This window comes from Actinomyces bouchesdurhonensis (assembly GCF_963540955.1).
GTDB lineage: Bacteria > Actinomycetota > Actinomycetes > Actinomycetales > Actinomycetaceae > Pauljensenia > Pauljensenia bouchesdurhonensis.
This window is the reverse complement of sequence record NZ_CAUTSL010000016.1, coordinates 26,418-42,487: the sequence shown is the minus strand read 5'-3', so window position 1 is coordinate 42,487 and position 16,070 is coordinate 26,418. Positions and strand designations below refer to the sequence as shown.

15 protein-coding genes and 1 riboswitch are annotated in these 16,070 nt (G+C 63.9%); all 15 genes read right to left on the bottom strand.

Annotation, left to right across the window (positions count from 1 at the left end):
• Window positions 1–2,597 (bottom strand): DEAD/DEAH box helicase (locus RYL44_RS04375; protein WP_314975191.1); only part of this gene is annotated, 2,597 nt, incomplete at its 3' end.
• Window positions 2,594–3,529, bottom strand: a complete 936-nt coding sequence (locus RYL44_RS04370) for a helix-turn-helix transcriptional regulator (RefSeq protein WP_073983296.1) — start codon at window positions 3,527–3,529, stop codon at window positions 2,594–2,596. The genes RYL44_RS04370 and RYL44_RS04375, both read right to left, overlap by 4 nt.
• Window positions 3,522–4,451, bottom strand: a complete 930-nt coding sequence (locus RYL44_RS04365; protein ID WP_073983295.1) for a helix-turn-helix transcriptional regulator — start codon at window positions 4,449–4,451, stop codon at window positions 3,522–3,524. The genes RYL44_RS04370 and RYL44_RS04365 overlap by 8 nt, the downstream gene beginning before the upstream one ends.
• A 55-nt stretch (window positions 4,452–4,506) precedes the next feature.
• On the bottom strand, window positions 4,507–5,541 hold the full coding sequence (locus RYL44_RS04360) for an ABC transporter substrate-binding protein (RefSeq protein ID WP_234968716.1): 1,035 nt from the start codon (window positions 5,539–5,541) through the stop codon (window positions 4,507–4,509).
• 11 nt (window positions 5,542–5,552) lie between these two features.
• A complete protein-coding gene (locus RYL44_RS04355; protein ID WP_073983293.1) occupies window positions 5,553–6,326 on the bottom strand; it encodes an ABC transporter permease in 774 nt (257 codons plus the stop codon).
• 56 nt (window positions 6,327–6,382) lie between these two features.
• Window positions 6,383–6,512: riboswitch (FMN riboswitch) on the bottom strand.
• A 100-nt stretch (window positions 6,513–6,612) separates the two neighbouring features.
• Window positions 6,613–7,275, bottom strand: coding sequence for a ribulose-phosphate 3-epimerase (gene rpe, locus RYL44_RS04350; protein WP_073983556.1), 663 nt, complete (start codon window positions 7,273–7,275; stop codon window positions 6,613–6,615).
• 10 nt (window positions 7,276–7,285) lie between these two features.
• Entirely contained in the window at window positions 7,286–8,758 is a 1,473-nt protein-coding gene (locus RYL44_RS04345) for a transcription antitermination factor NusB (RefSeq protein WP_314975190.1), read from the bottom strand.
• The gene (locus RYL44_RS04340; RefSeq protein ID WP_073983291.1) at window positions 8,755–9,699 is read right to left on the bottom strand and encodes a methionyl-tRNA formyltransferase; all 945 of its coding nucleotides are present in this window, start codon (window positions 9,697–9,699) and stop codon (window positions 8,755–8,757) included. Before RYL44_RS04340 ends, RYL44_RS04345 begins: the two co-directional genes overlap by 4 nt.
• Window positions 9,700–9,733: 34 nt before the next feature.
• The gene (locus RYL44_RS04335; RefSeq protein ID WP_073983290.1) at window positions 9,734–11,716 is read right to left on the bottom strand and encodes a primosomal protein N' family DNA-binding protein; all 1,983 of its coding nucleotides are present in this window, start codon (window positions 11,714–11,716) and stop codon (window positions 9,734–9,736) included.
• A gap of 42 nt (window positions 11,717–11,758) precedes the next feature.
• A complete protein-coding gene (locus RYL44_RS04330) occupies window positions 11,759–12,397 on the bottom strand; it encodes a vitamin K epoxide reductase family protein (RefSeq protein ID WP_073983289.1) in 639 nt (212 codons plus the stop codon).
• On the bottom strand, window positions 12,394–13,581 hold the full coding sequence (gene metK / locus RYL44_RS04325) for a methionine adenosyltransferase (RefSeq protein WP_073983288.1): 1,188 nt from the start codon (window positions 13,579–13,581) through the stop codon (window positions 12,394–12,396). Before metK ends, RYL44_RS04330 begins: the two co-directional genes overlap by 4 nt.
• Window positions 13,578–14,813 carry a bifunctional phosphopantothenoylcysteine decarboxylase/phosphopantothenate--cysteine ligase CoaBC gene (gene coaBC / locus RYL44_RS04320; RefSeq protein ID WP_073983287.1) on the bottom strand — a complete coding sequence of 412 codons (1,236 nt, stop codon included), beginning with the start codon at window positions 14,811–14,813 and terminating at the stop codon, window positions 13,578–13,580. The genes metK and coaBC overlap by 4 nt, the downstream gene beginning before the upstream one ends.
• Before the next feature lies 1 nt (window position 14,814).
• Window positions 14,815–15,081 carry a DNA-directed RNA polymerase subunit omega gene (rpoZ, locus tag RYL44_RS04315; protein ID WP_003792400.1) on the bottom strand — a complete coding sequence of 89 codons (267 nt, stop codon included), beginning with the start codon at window positions 15,079–15,081 and terminating at the stop codon, window positions 14,815–14,817.
• Window positions 15,082–15,117: 36 nt separating this feature from the next.
• A complete protein-coding gene (gene gmk, locus RYL44_RS04310; protein WP_073983286.1) occupies window positions 15,118–15,675 on the bottom strand; it encodes a guanylate kinase in 558 nt (185 codons plus the stop codon).
• Window positions 15,676–15,702: 27 nt separating this feature from the next.
• Window positions 15,703–16,014: an integration host factor, actinobacterial type gene (gene mihF / locus RYL44_RS04305; protein WP_314975189.1), complete on the bottom strand. Its 312-nt coding sequence runs from the start codon at window positions 16,012–16,014 to the stop codon at window positions 15,703–15,705.
• Window positions 16,015–16,070: the final 56 nt, after the last annotated feature.

The window sequence follows — 16,070 nt, the reverse complement described above, 5'->3', positions numbered from 1 at the left end:
GCGGTGGCCAGCGTCGAGCCGTGCGCCCACGCGAGTGTCGCAGACATGAGTCCCGCATCCAAGGACGGCGTCGGGTCGCACCCGCACTGCTTCTCTACGCGGTGCACGCGCGCAAGCGTCCCCAAGGATTCTTCCCACGCCGTGCGCAGACGGATGCCGACACCGGTGGGAGCCAGCTCGTTGGCGTCGTCGTCACTGCGAGAGTCGTACACCAGGGCAGAGACCATCGAGGCCAGCTCGGCCTCGTCCAAGTCGTTCCACGCGCCCTCGTTGAGTGACATCGCGATCACCAGGTCACGCTCGCCGAAAATGCGGCGCAGCCTCTCCCCCGACGCCGTCACCCGGTCGCCGTCCAGAAAACCGAGGCGCTCAAGGACCGCGCACACACGGTCAAAGTGGGCCGCCACCGAACCCGTCTGAGAGTCGATGGAGCGGCGCAGAAGATCGATCTCGCGTCCGATGCGTGCCCATTGCGCTCCCGCGCGTGCATGCTCCTCGCGGTGAGGACAGCGGTGCACGGGGTGGGCGCGCATGGCCGCGCGCAGCTTTCCGATCGTATCCGCCTCGACCGAGGCCTGGGCGGGCAGTGGGTAGCATCCCTTGGCCGCACCCGAGCGCAACTCTCCGGCGATGCGGGTACGTTCCTTCGTGCGGCGCAGGGCCGAACCGCCAGGGATCGACATGTGCCCGACGACGGCGATCCCACCTGACACATCCTCTGGAGCAAGCGCACGCCAAGCGGCATCCTCACCGATGACGGATACCTCAACTCGCCCCGAGGCCGTGGTGGCCTTCGCGCCGACGACGCACAAGCGAACCTTACGTCCACGGCGCAGGGCCAACACATCGCCTGCGCGCGCGGCAGCCAGGACCCTGCGTGACTGATCACGCGTCTCACGCTTGCGGGTTCGAGCACCCGATTTTTGGGCCTGGGTAATGCGATCGCGTAACATGAGGTACTCGCCAACATCACCCATCGAACAGGTCAGGTTCTCGGCGGTTGAGCGGCGCTGCGCTTCCAATTCAGTCAGGCGCGTGGCCAGCTGCACAACGGCCGAGTCAGCCTGGAACTGTGCGAACGAGGACTCCAAGACCTTTCGGGTCTGTGTGCGCGTTGAGCGGGCCAGCAGGTTGACGACCATGTTGTAGGTCGGCGTGAACGCAGAGATCAGCGGATAGGTACGTTTGGACGCGAGCGCCGCGACCTCCTCGGGTGCCACTCCCCCGCGGTGGGAGACGACCGCGTGCCCCTCGGTGTCGATGCCTCGGCGTCCCGCGCGTCCTGACAGCTGCGTGAACTCGCCGGCGGAGAGCGAGACGTGCGCCGACCCGTTCCACTTCGTCAGCGATTCGATGACGACGGTACGCGCGGGCATGTTAATGCCTAGGGCGAGCGTCTCGGTCGCGTAGACCATCTTGATGAGGCCCTCAGAGAACAAGTGCTCGACGGCCTCCTTCATGAGGGGCAACATGCCGGCGTGGTGGGCGGCGATGCCGCGCATGAGGCCACGCTTCCAAGCGTCAACACCGAGCACGACGGCGTCCTCGGGGGCGATCAGGGCGATGACCTCGTCGACGTAGCGTTCGATCTCGGCAGCCTCCGAGCGCGTCGTCAGCGTGATACGCGTGAGCAGCACTTGTCGCACGGCATCCTCGCAGCCCGCGCGCGAGAAGATGAAGGTGATCGCGGGCAGCAGGTGGGCTCGGTCCAGCGAGATGAGCGTGGAGGGCCGTGACTCTCGGCGTACACGCACGGGCCGATTCCACGAGCGTGACCCACGCCCGCCGCGCATTCCCGAATCGTTCGTAGCGGCCACCAGTTCGGGGTTGAGTGTGCGCTTGCCGGTAGGCGCGTACAGGTCGAAGATCTCCTCCCCGACGATCATGTGCTGGTAGAGGGGCACCGGGCGTTGCTCCGAAACAATGATCTCGCAGGACGAGCGCACCTCGCGGATCCACGCCCCGAATTCCTCCGCGTTCGACACGGTCGCCGACAGAGCAATGATCGACACGTGCGCGGGCAGGTGAATGATCACCTCTTCCCACACAGGTCCGCGCATCTTGTCGGCCAGGTAGTGCACCTCGTCGAGGACGACGACGCCCAGGTCATCCAGGGGTGACCCAGCGTAGATCATGTTGCGGCACACCTCGGTCGTCATGACAACGACCGGCGCTTTGGAGTTAATCGACGTGTCGCCGGTCGCCAGGCCGACGTTGTCCGCCCCGTAGAGGTCGCACAACTCGAGGTACTTCTGGTTGGACAGGGCCTTGATGGGCGTCGTGTAGAAGGCACGCATGCCGCGCTGCAGGGCCACGTAGGCACCGAACTGGCCGACGATGGTCTTACCTGCGCCCGTGGGTGCCGCCACCAGGACGGAGGAACCTGCTTCGACGGCGTCGAGCGCGTCAAGCTGGAAGGGATCGGGAGTAAAGCTCAGTCCCGCCACCCAGCGTCCGCGCAGGGACGAGGCCGCGCGGGCGTTCTCTTTGAAAGCGGCGTAGCGCTGGGCCGCACTGCCCTCGCCGACGCTCGTGCGTTCCTCAGCGCGTTCGACCCGTTTGTCGGTGGCGCGGTGTCGGCGTCGTTTCGGGCTCACGATTGGTCCTCCTGGGTCCACACGTCGATGATGGAGCGGGCACGTGCCCCGGCCTCGGCCCGACGGTCGGGAGAAACCGCGCGCACGTGGGCTGCGATGTCAGTGAGGAGGCTCAAGCCCCACTCGGCGTTCCACACGGGTACGTCGATGCGCGCTCCGCCCTCGCTTAGCTCAGCGACAATGGTGCCACCGTACTCGTCAGCGATCCAGCGGGCAGCGCGGTCCACGTCGAGCGTCCAGGTGGGTGCGTCGTCGCGCACCCGGCGCGGTGCCTGCAGGCGCGGGCCATTCACCCTCACATCCGAGATCGACGCGACCGCGAAGGTGCGCGGAGCGCGGGCCGTATCACACCAGCCGCGCAGCAGCCAGCCCGTCGCCGAGGCCTCCAACGACCACGGGTCAACGACGCGATGCGAGACCTGGCCGCGGGTCGACACATAGTCGAAGGACACGCGCTCACGCCGCTCCAGGGCATCACGCAGCGCCTCCACGATCCTTGACGAGGCCGACGCGGGCGACGCGTCAATCGTGCCCGAGCCGCCCGTCTCCCCCAGCCCACCCAGCGCGGAGACGACGAGAGCAGCGTGAGGCAAGTGCACGACCACGTCCGGTGCCAGAAGCGGCGCGATTGCCGAGAGTCCAATTAGAAGAGCCTGAGCCTCAACCTCGGACAGACGCAAGGGCGCACTCGCGCCCAACGTTGAGCGCAGCGACACGCGCTGCTCCTCCTCGAAAAGCCCCCAGTCGACCTCAAACGACTGACCAGGCAGAGAATCACCGACCGATGCCAAGTACTCAATATCGCGGCGCACCTGGCGGCGCGTGCGACCAAAATGCGCGCCGATATCGTCCACGTGCACGCCAGGATGCTCGGCAATCCACGCGACCATTGAGGACAACCGCACGAAAGCGAGGGACACGTTCTCAGGCATCGCCGCCTCCCCAGGAAGCCGCCGCGCGCAAACGCTCCAACATCGCCTCTCGAAGCACCTCAGGACCTTCCACGACGACGTCGGAGGCCACCGGCAGCAGGCGGGCAATCCACGTGCCCAGCTCGCCATCCTCCAACGCCATGGACTCCCAACCCTCCCGTGGAGAACACTCACCGACCCCCTCAGCCACGGCCTCGTACCCAAGGAGAAGTGAACGCGCCGCGCTGCCCGAGCGCACACACACGAGCGGAGACACCAACGACGAGACACGCGGAGGCGGACCTGGCGGAGCGACCGACGCGTCACCGCTCTCCCCCAGAAAATCCACACCCGAGCGCACCCTCGAGACACGGAACGTGCGCTGTGCGCACCGATCCAAGTCCCACCCCCACAGGTACAGCGCCCGCCCCTGCACGGTCAGCGCCCACGGCTCCACCGCACGCTGCGTCAAATCCCCCGACCCCGGATATTCAAAGCTGACGACGCGGCGCTCGCGGATCCCGCGCGCGAAAGCAGTCGCGGCTTCCAGCCCCGTCAAGCCGAGCCGGATCACGGGCGCGGACACCTCCTCCTCCGAGGATGCCGCCGCCTTGGCGTCAACGGAATCGGCCAGAACGTCCCCGCGGTCCCACGCGTGCGCCGCAAGCGAGAGCAGCGCGCGGTCCGTGGCCCCCACCTCGATGTCGGGGGCAAAAGAATCCCGATCGATGCTGTAGTGCTCCCCCCGCCCGATCCTCAGCAGCACGCCGGCGTCGCGCAGCGCATCCTTATCACGCTGAAACTGAGTCTCGAAGGCGTCATCGGCGAGGCCTCGATAGCCGGGAAGTGCGCGCAGCTGAGCCTTCGTGCGTCCCGGTCGGGCACCGAGGAGCTCGACAAAAAGCTCAAGGACGCGCACGTTGGCGCTAGGGGCGGTACTCACCCGCCTACCCTACGTCCAAACGTGCGCGTCCTTCGGGACGGCTCACCGCCAGGTGTCAGGACTGTGTCTCGCTCGCCGTGACGTACTCGTTCGTCGCCACCGCCGTAGGATCCACGGACCCCTCGAGCTCACCGAGGGAACTCAGGAAGGTAACCATCTGCGCCCACGTGGTCAGGTCCTGCATGCCGGTCGCATGACCGGACGCACCCAGCCACAGGGGTACGGTCGCCGCGAGCACCGCGTTTGCGGCAGCCAGGGAGTCCTCGCTCGCCAGCGAGTCATCCCAAGGCTTCGTGGCGTCGATAGCGATCTGCGGGTCGGCCGCAATCGCGTTCATCGCGTCGGTTGTCGCCTTGACGACGGCGCGCGCCTGCTCGGGGTGGGCCCGCGCCCACTTGTGCGTCGTGATAATCGAAGCACTCACAAGCGGTGTGTGGGAAGGATCGAGCGGAATCTCGCGAATCTCCAGACCGGCCAGACGCATCTGAACGGCATCGTTGTTGGTGAAGCCGACGACCGCGTCAACCTGACCTGACGCAATCGCAGCCTGCTGCGTGTAGCCGATCGGTGAGATCGTCACGTCCGACTCGCCGAGCCCGGCCTCCTGCATTGCAGCGCGCGTCGCGTAATAGTTCGCGCCATGCTCGCCGGGGATGCCGACAGTCTTCCCCTTGAGATCCGCTAGCGTTGTGATAGCGGAATTCGCGGGCACGATGACCGTACCCGGGTAGGACGCGTAGTACTGACCGATCGAAACGATGTCCAAGCCCTGCGCGGCGGCTGCAACGGCCTCGTCACCGGAAGCGATCACGACATCCTCCTCGCCCGCCAAGAGTGCGGTAAAGAAGCCCTCGTGCGACCCGTGGTGACGGATCGTCGCACTGACACCGGCATCGTTGTATAACCCCTGCGCGTCGGCCACGTACACGGGTGAGAACTGAATATTGGGAATGTAGGTCAGACCGATCGTGACCGTCGAGGCGTCCTTGGAACCCGACTGAGTGGCCGACCCACCGGGGGCGCACGCCGCCAAGGCAAGCGAGGCGCACGCGCCGAGTGCAACGAGGCGAAGAGCGTGAGACGTGTTCAAGGGGTTCTCCTTCACTGCGTGATGTCGTAACGCTTAGACCGCTCGATCCGATACACGAGCGTGTACAGAAGGGTCGCCATCGTGCACAAAATGATGATGACGACAAACATTCCAGCGGTGTCCACGTTGTTTCTCATTTGAGTGAGTACCTGTCCGAGGCCTGTTCCTCCCATCACCATCTCTCCCACGACGGCGCCCGTGACCGACAGCGCGAATCCGTTGCGCAGGCCACCCAAAATGGCGGGAGCCGCGAGAGGTAACTCCATGTGCCATGCCATTGACCACCCTGTAGCCCCGTCTAGGGCTGCGGCTTCGAGCAGCTCGCGGTCGATGTGGCGCAGACCAACGACTGTGGAGACGAGAATCGGGAAGAAAACCATGAGGGCACACAGGACGACGATGGCGACGAAACCATATCCGACCCATAGGACCAGGATGGGAGCGATAGCGATAGCGGGCAACGCCTGCGTCGCACCAAGGAAGGGTTCGACCGCTGCGGCCAACAAACGTGAGCGGTAGATCACATAGGCTGACGGCAGAGCGACAACTGAACCGAGCAGACACCCCGCAATGGCCTCGGCGCCCGTGACCCGAATCCGCTCCCACGTTGTCGGGAGCGAGAGAACAACCGACCCCTTCGAGACGACAGACTGAGGGGTGGGCAAACGCCATGCCTCGATACCGGTAAGCGTCGTCGAAAGCCACCACCCTGCCAACACGAGGACCAGGAAGATAATCGGTGCTGCCACGGCGAGAGTGCCACGAGGCTTGTTCCGAGATGCCACGACTTACTTTCCGACACCGGGGGTACACGCAGCACAGCAGACGCACGGATGCGCCTCATGCACTCCTCCCATCCGGACTTTAACCGTCGGTGCCGGAATTTCACCGGCTCAACCGCCCTCGTTCTGTGAGGGCGGGTCGCGGACTATCACCGCCGGTTCGGACTTTCACCGACCCCGGAGTACTCGCTTGCCATTGTGCCACGCGTAGCGTGGTGCTGCGAGAGGAGTTCACGGTGCACGAACGGGACGAGGCAGCGCCCCATCCCGCTCGTGCACACAGTCGCGCTCAGTGAGTGTGGGCGTTCGCGAGCTCGCGCAGCGCCTCCACCTCGCGGTGGGCGTCCTCCGCGCGAAACACCGCCGAGCCTGCAACAAAATTATCGGCACCAGCGATGGCCGCGCGCTCGATGGTCGCGCGCGAGATCCCGCCGTCCACCTGAATCGAGACCTCCAGGCCGGCGGCGTTAATGGCCGCCCGGGTGCGCTCAATCTTGGGGATCATCTGCTCAATGAAGGACTGGCCTCCGAAACCCGGTTCAACAGTCATGATGAGGATCATGTCGAACTCGTTGAGAATATCCACGAAGGGCGCGATGTCCGTCGCAGGTTTGAGCGCGAGACCCGCGCGCGCTCCCAGGCGATGCAGCTCCCGAGCCAATCGCAGTGGAGCAGCCACGGCCTCGGCGTGGAAAGTCACCGAATGACAGCCCACCTCCGCATACTGCGGTGCCCAACGATCCGGATCCTCAATCATGAGATGCGCGTCCACCGGAAGGATACCGGACTTGACAACGGCCTCAGCGACCGGGAGCCCCCACGACAGGTTCGGCACGAAATGGTTGTCCATGACGTCGACGTGCGCAACATCGGCGCTGGCGATCTTGGACAGCTCGCCGCGCAGATCGGCGATGTCACAGTTCAGGATCGACGGGCTAATTGTGGCATTCATAACGCACATGCTAGCGCCTACGCAGGCACGCCACAAACATGAGATCCGTGCCAAACCGGTGATCCCACAGCTGCAGGGTGCGCCCCGCAACGCCGGATAGGCGGCCCGCTGCGTCTGGCACACCGAGGGGGAACGGAGCGCACTCGTCGGCGAGGGCGACGGTGTCACACAAGTCGACGTCGCCGCCCTCGAGCAGACGCGCGACCTGGTCGCGGGTTTCTGCTGCGTGCGGCGAGCACGTGATGTAGGTCAGGACGCCGCCGGGGCGCGTGAGTGCGACGGCGCGGTCCAGGAGCTCAGCCTGCAGCTTCGTCAGCTCCTCCACGTCCGCGGGAGTGCGATTCCACCGCGACTCGGGCCGCCTGCGCAGCGACCCCATGCCCGAGCACGGAGCATCGACGACGACGCGGTCGAAGGAGGCGAGCGGCCAGGCGCTGCGCCCGCCGCCGAAGCTGCGCCCATCCCCACTGACCACCTCGATGGAGTCGTAGAGTCGCGTCGTGCGTTCGATGAGACGGGCACGGTGGGGATGGACCTCGTTGGCGGTCACGCGAGCCCCGCGCTCCTGCGCCAGCCCCGCAAGCATCGCCGCCTTTCCACCCGGACCCGCGCACAGATCCAACCAGCGCTCATCCGCTCCCCCATCCAGCGGCGCATGCGCGGCGATCAGAGCGGCAAGCTGGGACCCTTCATCCTGCGCCCCCGAGCGCCCATCGCGAATGGAGGGAAGACGCGCCGGATCGCCCGATTCGAGCAGTACGGCGCGCGGGGAGATGGCACCGAGGGCCACGCGGGTGTCGAGGATATCCTCGGCCTCGTCGGCAAGCTCATCAATGCTCATGAGACTCGGACGGGCCACCAAAGTGACCGTGGGCACCTCATTGTCGGCAGCTAGCACGTCCTCAAGCTCATCAGTCGAGTAACCGTGTGCGGCGAGCGCCTCGCGGAAAGCTCGAACCATCCACGTGGGGTGCGAATAGCGCACGCCCAGCGCCTCGTCCTCGTCCGCGATGGCGGCCATGGCGGCCTCGCGCTCGTCGCTACTCTCGCGCGTGATCGAGCGCAGGACGGCGTTGACAAAACGAACAGGACCATCAGTCAGGTGCTCGCGCGCGACGTCAACAGTCGCGGACACAGCAGCATGATCAGGTACGCGCATGTCGAGCAGCTGGTGAGCGCCCATGCGTACCAACACAAGGACACGCGGATCGAGGTCAACCAGCGGTCGGTTGACGTGGCGGGCGATCACCCAGTCGAGGCGACCGATCGCGCGCAGCGTTCCGTGCACAAGCTCGGACGTAAAGGCCGCGTCACGATCGGAAAAGTTGCCCTCACGGCGGACCCGACGCAACGCTTTAGGCAACATAATGTTTGCAAATGCGCCCTGAGCGCACACCTCGTAGAGCACTTCGTAGGCGATGCGGCGCGGCTCGTCCGCCGGGCGCAACTTGCGATAGCCGTCGGCGTATTTGCGTTCACTCATAACTGTTCTTCCCCCGCGCCACCCAGGCGCATCCGTGCATCTGGACGGGCGCCCCTCGCCCATGCGGCGGCGTCCATCCAGGATTTGCCGGCGGGAGCCACCTGCCCGAGAATCAGCGCGCCGCCTTCGCACCCGACGCTCACGTGCTTCTTCGTGACGTCAAGTTGCCCCGGCTCGAGATCATCACGCTCCACGGGGATAGCCTTTCCCAGCTTCATACGTACCCCACCCGGCAGCACCGTGTAGGCACCCGGGTTGGGGGTGACAGAGCGGATAACGCGATCCTCGTGCTGAGCATCATGAGTGAAGGACACATAACCGTCACCATGCTCGAGGCGTCGGGCATACGTGACCCCCTCAGTGGATTGCGGGATCGCGATGGCGCTGCCATCAGCAACCGCATCGATCACGTCGAGTACCTGAGATGCTCCGGACTCGGCCATCGCCGTTAGCAGTTCCCCCGCGCTCTCGCGACCGATCGGGACCTCCACGCGAGAGTAGACATCGCCCGTGTCCAGGCCCTCCTCGAGAGTAAAGACACATGATGCCGTGCTCTGATCTCCTTCGCGGATCGCCCACTGCACGGGCGCGGCTCCACGCCAACGAGGCAAGTCAGAAAAATGCAAATTCAACCATCCGTGTGTAGGCGTTTCTAACACGTTCGGTGGCACCAAGGCGCCATACGCAACAACGACGCCGAGGTCGCCGCGAACCGCGGCGATACGCTCACCGATTTCAGGTGCTTTCAGGGACGTTGTCTCCATGAGTTCGACGCCTGCCTGTGCAGCCACAGAGGCCACCGGCGAGGGGTACGCCGTCTTGCCGCGCCCGCGCCGGGCAGGTGGGCGGGTAATGACTAGGGCTACCTCGTGAGGAGAATCGAGCAGTGCTTGAAGGGTGGGTACTGCAGCGTCGGGTGTTCCAGCAAAAATAATGCGCACGAGCGTCAGTCTACGGCACCGGTCGGTCCGACCGTCAGAAGAGTTCCGGTGGGTTCACGCTCATTTTGACCAGTGGTGCCTTTCGCGCACTGCGCGAACGTCGAATGTCGGTCAGGGTAGCAAGCATCGCTGCCGTGTCGGGCAGGGACGTACGCACGAGGGTCCGTACCTGGTGTTCCTCCCCCTCGTGTGAGGCTGGCACCGCGACGGTACCAACGAGCTGTGCCCCGCCCTCACGCACGACTTGATCAGCGACCTGACGCACCTGGGCGGGCGGACCATCAAGGGCAACCATGGTACAAGCAGGAAAGAAACCGAGGGCCTCGCGTTCGTCCAAGAGTCGTTGCGCATAGTCGGTCGGTGACCAACGCACCAGCATCTGACCCAGAGCATCTGGAATCCGGCCCACCACGAGGCTCGGGTGCCCCGGGCGGACAAGCGAGAGCGCGTTGAGCCAGCGACGGGCAGCCTCCTCGGGAGCCCACAGCTCCGGTCTGCCGGCGAGCGCTGCGGCATCAAGGATCACTGCACAGGCATAGCCGCCCTCGACAGCGGGTTCGGCACCTGCCGTCGAGACGACTACTGCCGGACGCGACGGCAACGTGCGGCTGATACGGTGCGCTGCGGAGGACTCAAGGACGGAGGTGCCCGGAAGGTTGCGCGCTATTTCCTCTGCAGTGCGCGAGGATCCCACTCGACCGCCGCGTAGCTCCCGACCCGCGCAGTGCGGACAGCGCCACGAGTCAGGGGCACGGCCACACCACGCGCAAACTAGGGCTGAGTCAGCGCCCATGGCCAGCGGACCCGAGCAACGTGGGCAACGCGCACGCTGCTCGCATCGGCGACACACGACCGTCGGCCAGTATCCTGCGGCTGCAACCTGAATAAGGACCGGCCCCTCACGCAGCCCCTGACGGATCATCCGCAGTGCCGCCTGCGGGATACGCATACGCCCACCGGCTCCCTCACTATGCGCTTCCGTCTCCCCGTGTAGGTGCACGCGGGGAGTAGCCTCACGCAATGCCTGGGCATTGGGGTCGAGACTCGCCGCCCAACCTGAGCGCACAAGCGCCTGTGATTTGACCGAACGCGCGGCAGAAAGGACAAGGAGTCCACTTCCCTCGACCGCGCAGCGCTGCACAGCAACGTCGAGCGCATCACAGCGCGGAAAGCGGCGTTCACGTTGACGATCATCACCGTCATCAATAATCACGATGAGTCCCAGACGCGCACACGGTACCCACACTGCCGAACGCGTCCCTACTACGATGGGAACACGACCGAGAGTTGCATCGACATGAACGCGGTAGCGTTGCTCCGGACTCGCTTCTGCACCGCTGAGTGCCACTGGAATCCCGAGGTCCTCTTCGAGGTCACACGCCACACGTGAGGCTTGCTCGCTCGTCGCGCTGATAACGACGGCGCTGCGGCCCGACGACACGGTGGCGCCGACGGCATCCGCCAGGCACGCGCGCAAGTGCGGGTGCAAGGACGTCACCACTGCTCGGGGAGATTCCCCCGCACGAAGACGCGCCAACAGCGCATGCCCCGCGGAGTATGCTCGCCAACCCGACCCAGCGTCCTTTCGAACGATAGTTGGCCACGCAGGCGTAGGACACGCAAGCGCCTCCTTCTCGGCGCGCGCATGCCGGGAAGGCACAGCCGCCGACAGAACCTGCGAGGTCGTCGCAAGAAAACGCTGCGCGACACGACGCGAGGCTTCATACAGGGACGCGGTCAGAACGGGCGTGCCGGAAACAACCGACTCAACGCGTCCAGTGCTTTCGCTAACCTCCCGTCGTGTTCGCTCAATAATCCACCCGTCAACACGTGCCCCTGAAAAACGCACGCGAACCAGGCAACCCACCACGGCCTGGTCCAGGAGTGAGTCGGGAATGACGTAGTCCAGCAGGCGATCCATGTGCGCCAAATCGACATCAACGAGTACGCGGGCGATCTCAGCACTGTGCGTCGCAGGCGGATCGAATCCGTCAAGCAAACCTTGCATCGACATCATGAGCCTAGTCAAACATAACCCACACTCATGTGCGGTCCACACTCAGCCCAAAAGTTTCAGCCCGTACTTGGCGGCAACCATCGCGAGCACGCCGAAGACGATCAAACCCCAGAGCGCCCAATCGAGTCCCTGGGAGACAAACCTGCGCACAGAATGCGGAAAGGGGATCACACCATCACGAATGTTGATACGCGTAATACCGCCAAAAACCAGCGTCGTCGTGAGCGTTATGAGCAGGCACCATGGACACAGCACCTGGATAACAAAATAGGACTGCCCGAAAAGCCAGAACGCAAAAAACAAGGCAACCGTGTACAGCAGATTGGTGCACGCCATGTACCAGCGAGGAAAACGCACACCGGCAGCAATGGCGACCGAAATCGCCAGTACCACGGCCTCAAAGAAGATACCGAGGAACGCATTCGGGAAACCCAGGATGCGTGCCTGCCACGTCTGAGCGACGAAAGAACAGGACAGGACAGAAGAGACATCGCAGCCAAAGCGTGTAGAAGAATCGGCCGCCAACTGCCACGCCTCGATCGATAGCACGAACGACGTGACGAGGCCGATAAAGCCGGAGACAATCATCTCCAAGCTTGTGCGTCTCCTCCACGAGCGTCGCGCTTCCTCGGTATCCCAAGATGGCACGTAATCATCGTCCTGCTGTGCAATGGTTGTCATGCGAGTGCGGCTTTCAGCTGGTCAACGCGGTTGGTTACCTCCCAGGGGAACTGCTCGCGACCGAAATGGCCGTAGGCAGCAGTGTCGCGGTAAATCGGACGCAACAGGTCAAGATCCTCGATCATGCCCAGCGGACGTAGGTCAAATACCTCGCGGATCGCGTCGGCGATGCGTTCCTCGGGCACAGTCGATGTCCCGAAAGTATCGACGTACAGGCCGATCGGGTGAGCCCGCCCGATCGCATAGGCCAGCTGAATCTCACAGCGTCGAGCCACGCCCGCTGCCACGACGTTCTTAGCGACCCACCTGGCGGCATAGGTCGCGGAACGGTCAACCTTGGACGGGTCCTTGCCGGAGAACGCGCCACCACCGTGACGCGCCATGCCGCCGTAGGTATCAACGATGATTTTGCGTCCCGTCAGGCCCGCATCCGCAGCGGGGCCGCCCAAAACGAAGCGCCCCGACGGGTTGATCAGTGCCACCATGGTGCCGGTGGCGAGCTTCAGGCCTGACTCCTCGATAACGGGGTCAATGACGTGCGTGCGCACGGCATCCGCAATGGCAGCCTGGGTGAGGTTCTCATCATGCTGGGTCGATACGACAACCGTATCGATTCCGACGGGTCGATCGCCCTCGTACGCGAGGGTTACTTGTGTTTTGCCGTCGGGGCGAAGCCCCTCCACGATGCCTTGCTTGCGCACGTCGGTTAGACGCTTGGCGAGACGATGCGCCAGCCAGATCGGGGCAGGCATGAGGTCCGGAGTGTCAACTGCCGCATAACCAAACATAATGCCCTGGTCGCCCGCACCGAGACGATCGCGAGGATCGCCGCCCTGAGTACCGCGCACCTCGAGAGCCTCATCGACACCCCCGGCGATGTCGGGACTCTGCCCGTCAAGTGAGACGGAGACACCGCAGGAGGCGCCATCGAAGCCCACTCGCGAGGAGTCGTAACCAATCGAAAGAATCTCACGGCGCACGATCTCGGGGATCTCGACGTAGGCCTCGGTCGTGACCTCACCGGCAACGTGGATGAGGCCGGTCGCTGCCATCGTCTCGACGGCAACGCGTGAATGAGGATCCGCTTCGAGGAGCGCGTCGAGGATCGCGTCGGAGATACGGTCGCAAACCTTGTCAGGGTGACCTTCGGTGACGGACTCAGAAGAGAAAAGCTGTTGACTCACCGTTCAAGGCTATCAAGGAAAGCCGCTATCTGGCCGACCAGACCTGCGCCAACCTCCTCCTTTGAGCCGGTGTAACGACCCACGACGGTCCCACTGGCATCCAGAAGACGAACATCGTTGGGAACATCACCAAAACCGACGCAGGCACCTACACGGTTCAAGGCAATGAAGTTTGCCCCCTTGCGCGCAGCCTTGTCAGCGCCATAGGCGAGGATCTCTTCGTCTGTTCCAGTCTCAGCCGCAAAACCGATGACGAGGGGTGGTCGCTCATCGCTGTGGCCGATCTCGGAGAGGATGTCCGGGTTACGCACGAGGCGCAGGATCGGCGCATCCGATGTCGTCGGATCTTTCTTAATTTTCGAGGCAGATATGGTCTCGGGGCGAAAATCGGCGACGGCGGCGGTCATGACGAGAGCGTCGGCATCTGTCACCATCGACATTGTCGCTTCACGCATCTCCAGTGCGCTGCCCACCCTCGTAACGCCAATCGAGGGCGGCACAAGCGCCATGATGGAATCGTCGATGTTGGCAGCGATGACGCGCACGGTTGCTCCTGCGCGGACGCCGGCCACGGCAATGGCCAGGCCCTGACGGCCAGAAGATTTGTTGCCGAGGAAACGCACCGGGTCGATAGGTTCGCGTGTGCCTCCGGCGGTTACCACAATGGTGCGGCCTGCGAGCAACGAAGACGTATCAGTGAGCGCCGATGCGTTGAGGACCTCGAGGGCACGGCGAGCGATCTCCTCGGGCGCGCGCAGACGCCCGACTCCTGTGTCGCCTGATCCGAGGGCGCCGGTGTCGGGATCGATGACGTGAATGCCGCGCTCACGCAGCGTCTTCACGTTTGCCTGAGTGGCAGGGGCCAGCCACATGTTCGAATGCATCGCAGGTGCCACAACGACCGGAGCGTTTGAGGCAAGCACGGTCAGCGACACCATATCGTCAGCGAACCCCCCTGCCAAGCGCGCGAGCGTGTTCGCGGTCGCGGGCACGATGATAATGAGATCGGCGATGCGCGCAAGCTCGACGTGCTCCGCGCGTCCCTCCCCCGCGATGTCGACGGCGACAGGACGAGAGGTGATGCCCTCCCAGGTCGATCGCCCCACAAAATCTAACGAGGCGCGCGTCGCTGCGACATACACGTCGTGGCCCGCGCGTTGACACTCGCGGACCACGATCGGTGCTTTGAAGGCTGCGACGCCGCCGGTGACTCCGACGACGATCGTTGCCACGTCAGGCCTCGGGGTTAGCTTCGAGAGAGAGCAGGCCCTCGTTGATCTCCCGCAGAGACACAGCCAGCGGCTTCTCGTCGGGCTGGACGTCGACGACAGGTCCCACGAACTGGATCATGTTCTGCTGAAGCTGCAGATTATAGGAGTTAATCTGGCGAGCACGCTTTGCGGCGAAAATAACCAACGCGTACTTGGAATCGACGTGCTCCAGCAGATCGTCAATGGGCGGGGATGTGATACCCACGGGCTGGGCAACAATTCCGGACATGCGTGTATTCCTCTCAGTGGCAGATTCAGATAGATACTACTCTAGGCCAATGAGTGCGGCCAGCTCACCCACCGCGCGCTCGACATCGTCGTTGATCACAATGTGGTCGAACTCGGATGCAGCCTCCAGCTCGATGCGAGCCGTCGCGAGGCGACGTTCTTGTTCCTCCGGCCCTTCAGTGCCGCGCCCGATGAGGCGACGCTCCAGTTCATCCCAGGAGGGTGGGGCCAAGAAAATAAACTGCGCGTCAGGCCTGTTGGAGCGTACCTGGCGGGCGCCCGAAAGGTCGATCTCCAGCAAGACTGGTTCGCCCGCTGCGAGCGCCTCGTCGACAGGGCCACGAGGAGTGCCATACTTGTTTTTCCCGTGAACAAGCGCCCACTCCAACATGTCTCCCCGTTCGATCATGGAGTCGAACTGTTCAGGTGAGACGAAGTAGTAGTGGACGCCGTTCAGTTCACCGGGCCGAGGATTGCGAGTCGTCGCCGAAACCGACACTTTCAGGTTCGGATAGCGCTTACACAGCGCAGCGACGACGGTTCCCTTTCCAACGGCGGTTGGGCCAGCAAGGACTGTCAATTGAGCCTGAGTCATGACTCAATTGTGCCATGTGTACCAGTATCAGCCGAAGCGTTCAACCAGTGCCTTGCGTTGGACGGGGCCAAGGCCTCGTACTCGCCTACTCTGTGCGATCTTGTACTCGTCCATGAGGACGGCGGCCGTGTTCGTACCGACACGCGGCAACGACTCCAAGAGCGAAACGACTTTCATCTTCGCTACGGCCTCGTCTGACTCAGCGAGTTCCAAAACCTCAGACAGGTTCATTGAGCGCGCCTTGAGTGCGTTCTTAACCTCGGCGCGACGCCGCCGTGCCTGGGTTGCCTTCTCAAGGGCCTGCGCCCTTTGTTCCGGCGTGAGATCAGGTAGTGCCATTCTGATCATCTCCTCCGTTGGGATCTTCGGTAAATAAACTATGTCACCTTTCAAAG

Coding starts and splice junctions, on each gene's coding strand:
- RYL44_RS04370 (WP_073983296.1), bottom strand. CDS start 3,529: ATGCCTGAGAACGTGTCCCTCGCTTTCGTGCGGTTGTCCTCAATGGTC.
- rpe (WP_073983556.1), bottom strand. CDS start 7,275: ATGAATGCCACAATTAGCCCGTCGATCCTGAACTGTGACATCGCCGAT.
- RYL44_RS04345 (WP_314975190.1), bottom strand. CDS start 8,758: ATGAGTGAACGCAAATACGCCGACGGCTATCGCAAGTTGCGCCCGGCG.
- RYL44_RS04335 (WP_073983290.1), bottom strand. CDS start 11,716: ATGATGTCGATGCAAGGTTTGCTTGACGGATTCGATCCGCCTGCGACG.
- RYL44_RS04330 (WP_073983289.1), bottom strand. CDS start 12,397: ATGACAACCATTGCACAGCAGGACGATGATTACGTGCCATCTTGGGAT.
- rpoZ (WP_003792400.1), bottom strand. CDS start 15,081: ATGTCCGGAATTGTTGCCCAGCCCGTGGGTATCACATCCCCGCCCATT.
- gmk (WP_073983286.1), bottom strand. CDS start 15,675: ATGACTCAGGCTCAATTGACAGTCCTTGCTGGCCCAACCGCCGTTGGA.
- mihF (WP_314975189.1), bottom strand. CDS start 16,014: ATGGCACTACCTGATCTCACGCCGGAACAAAGGGCGCAGGCCCTTGAG.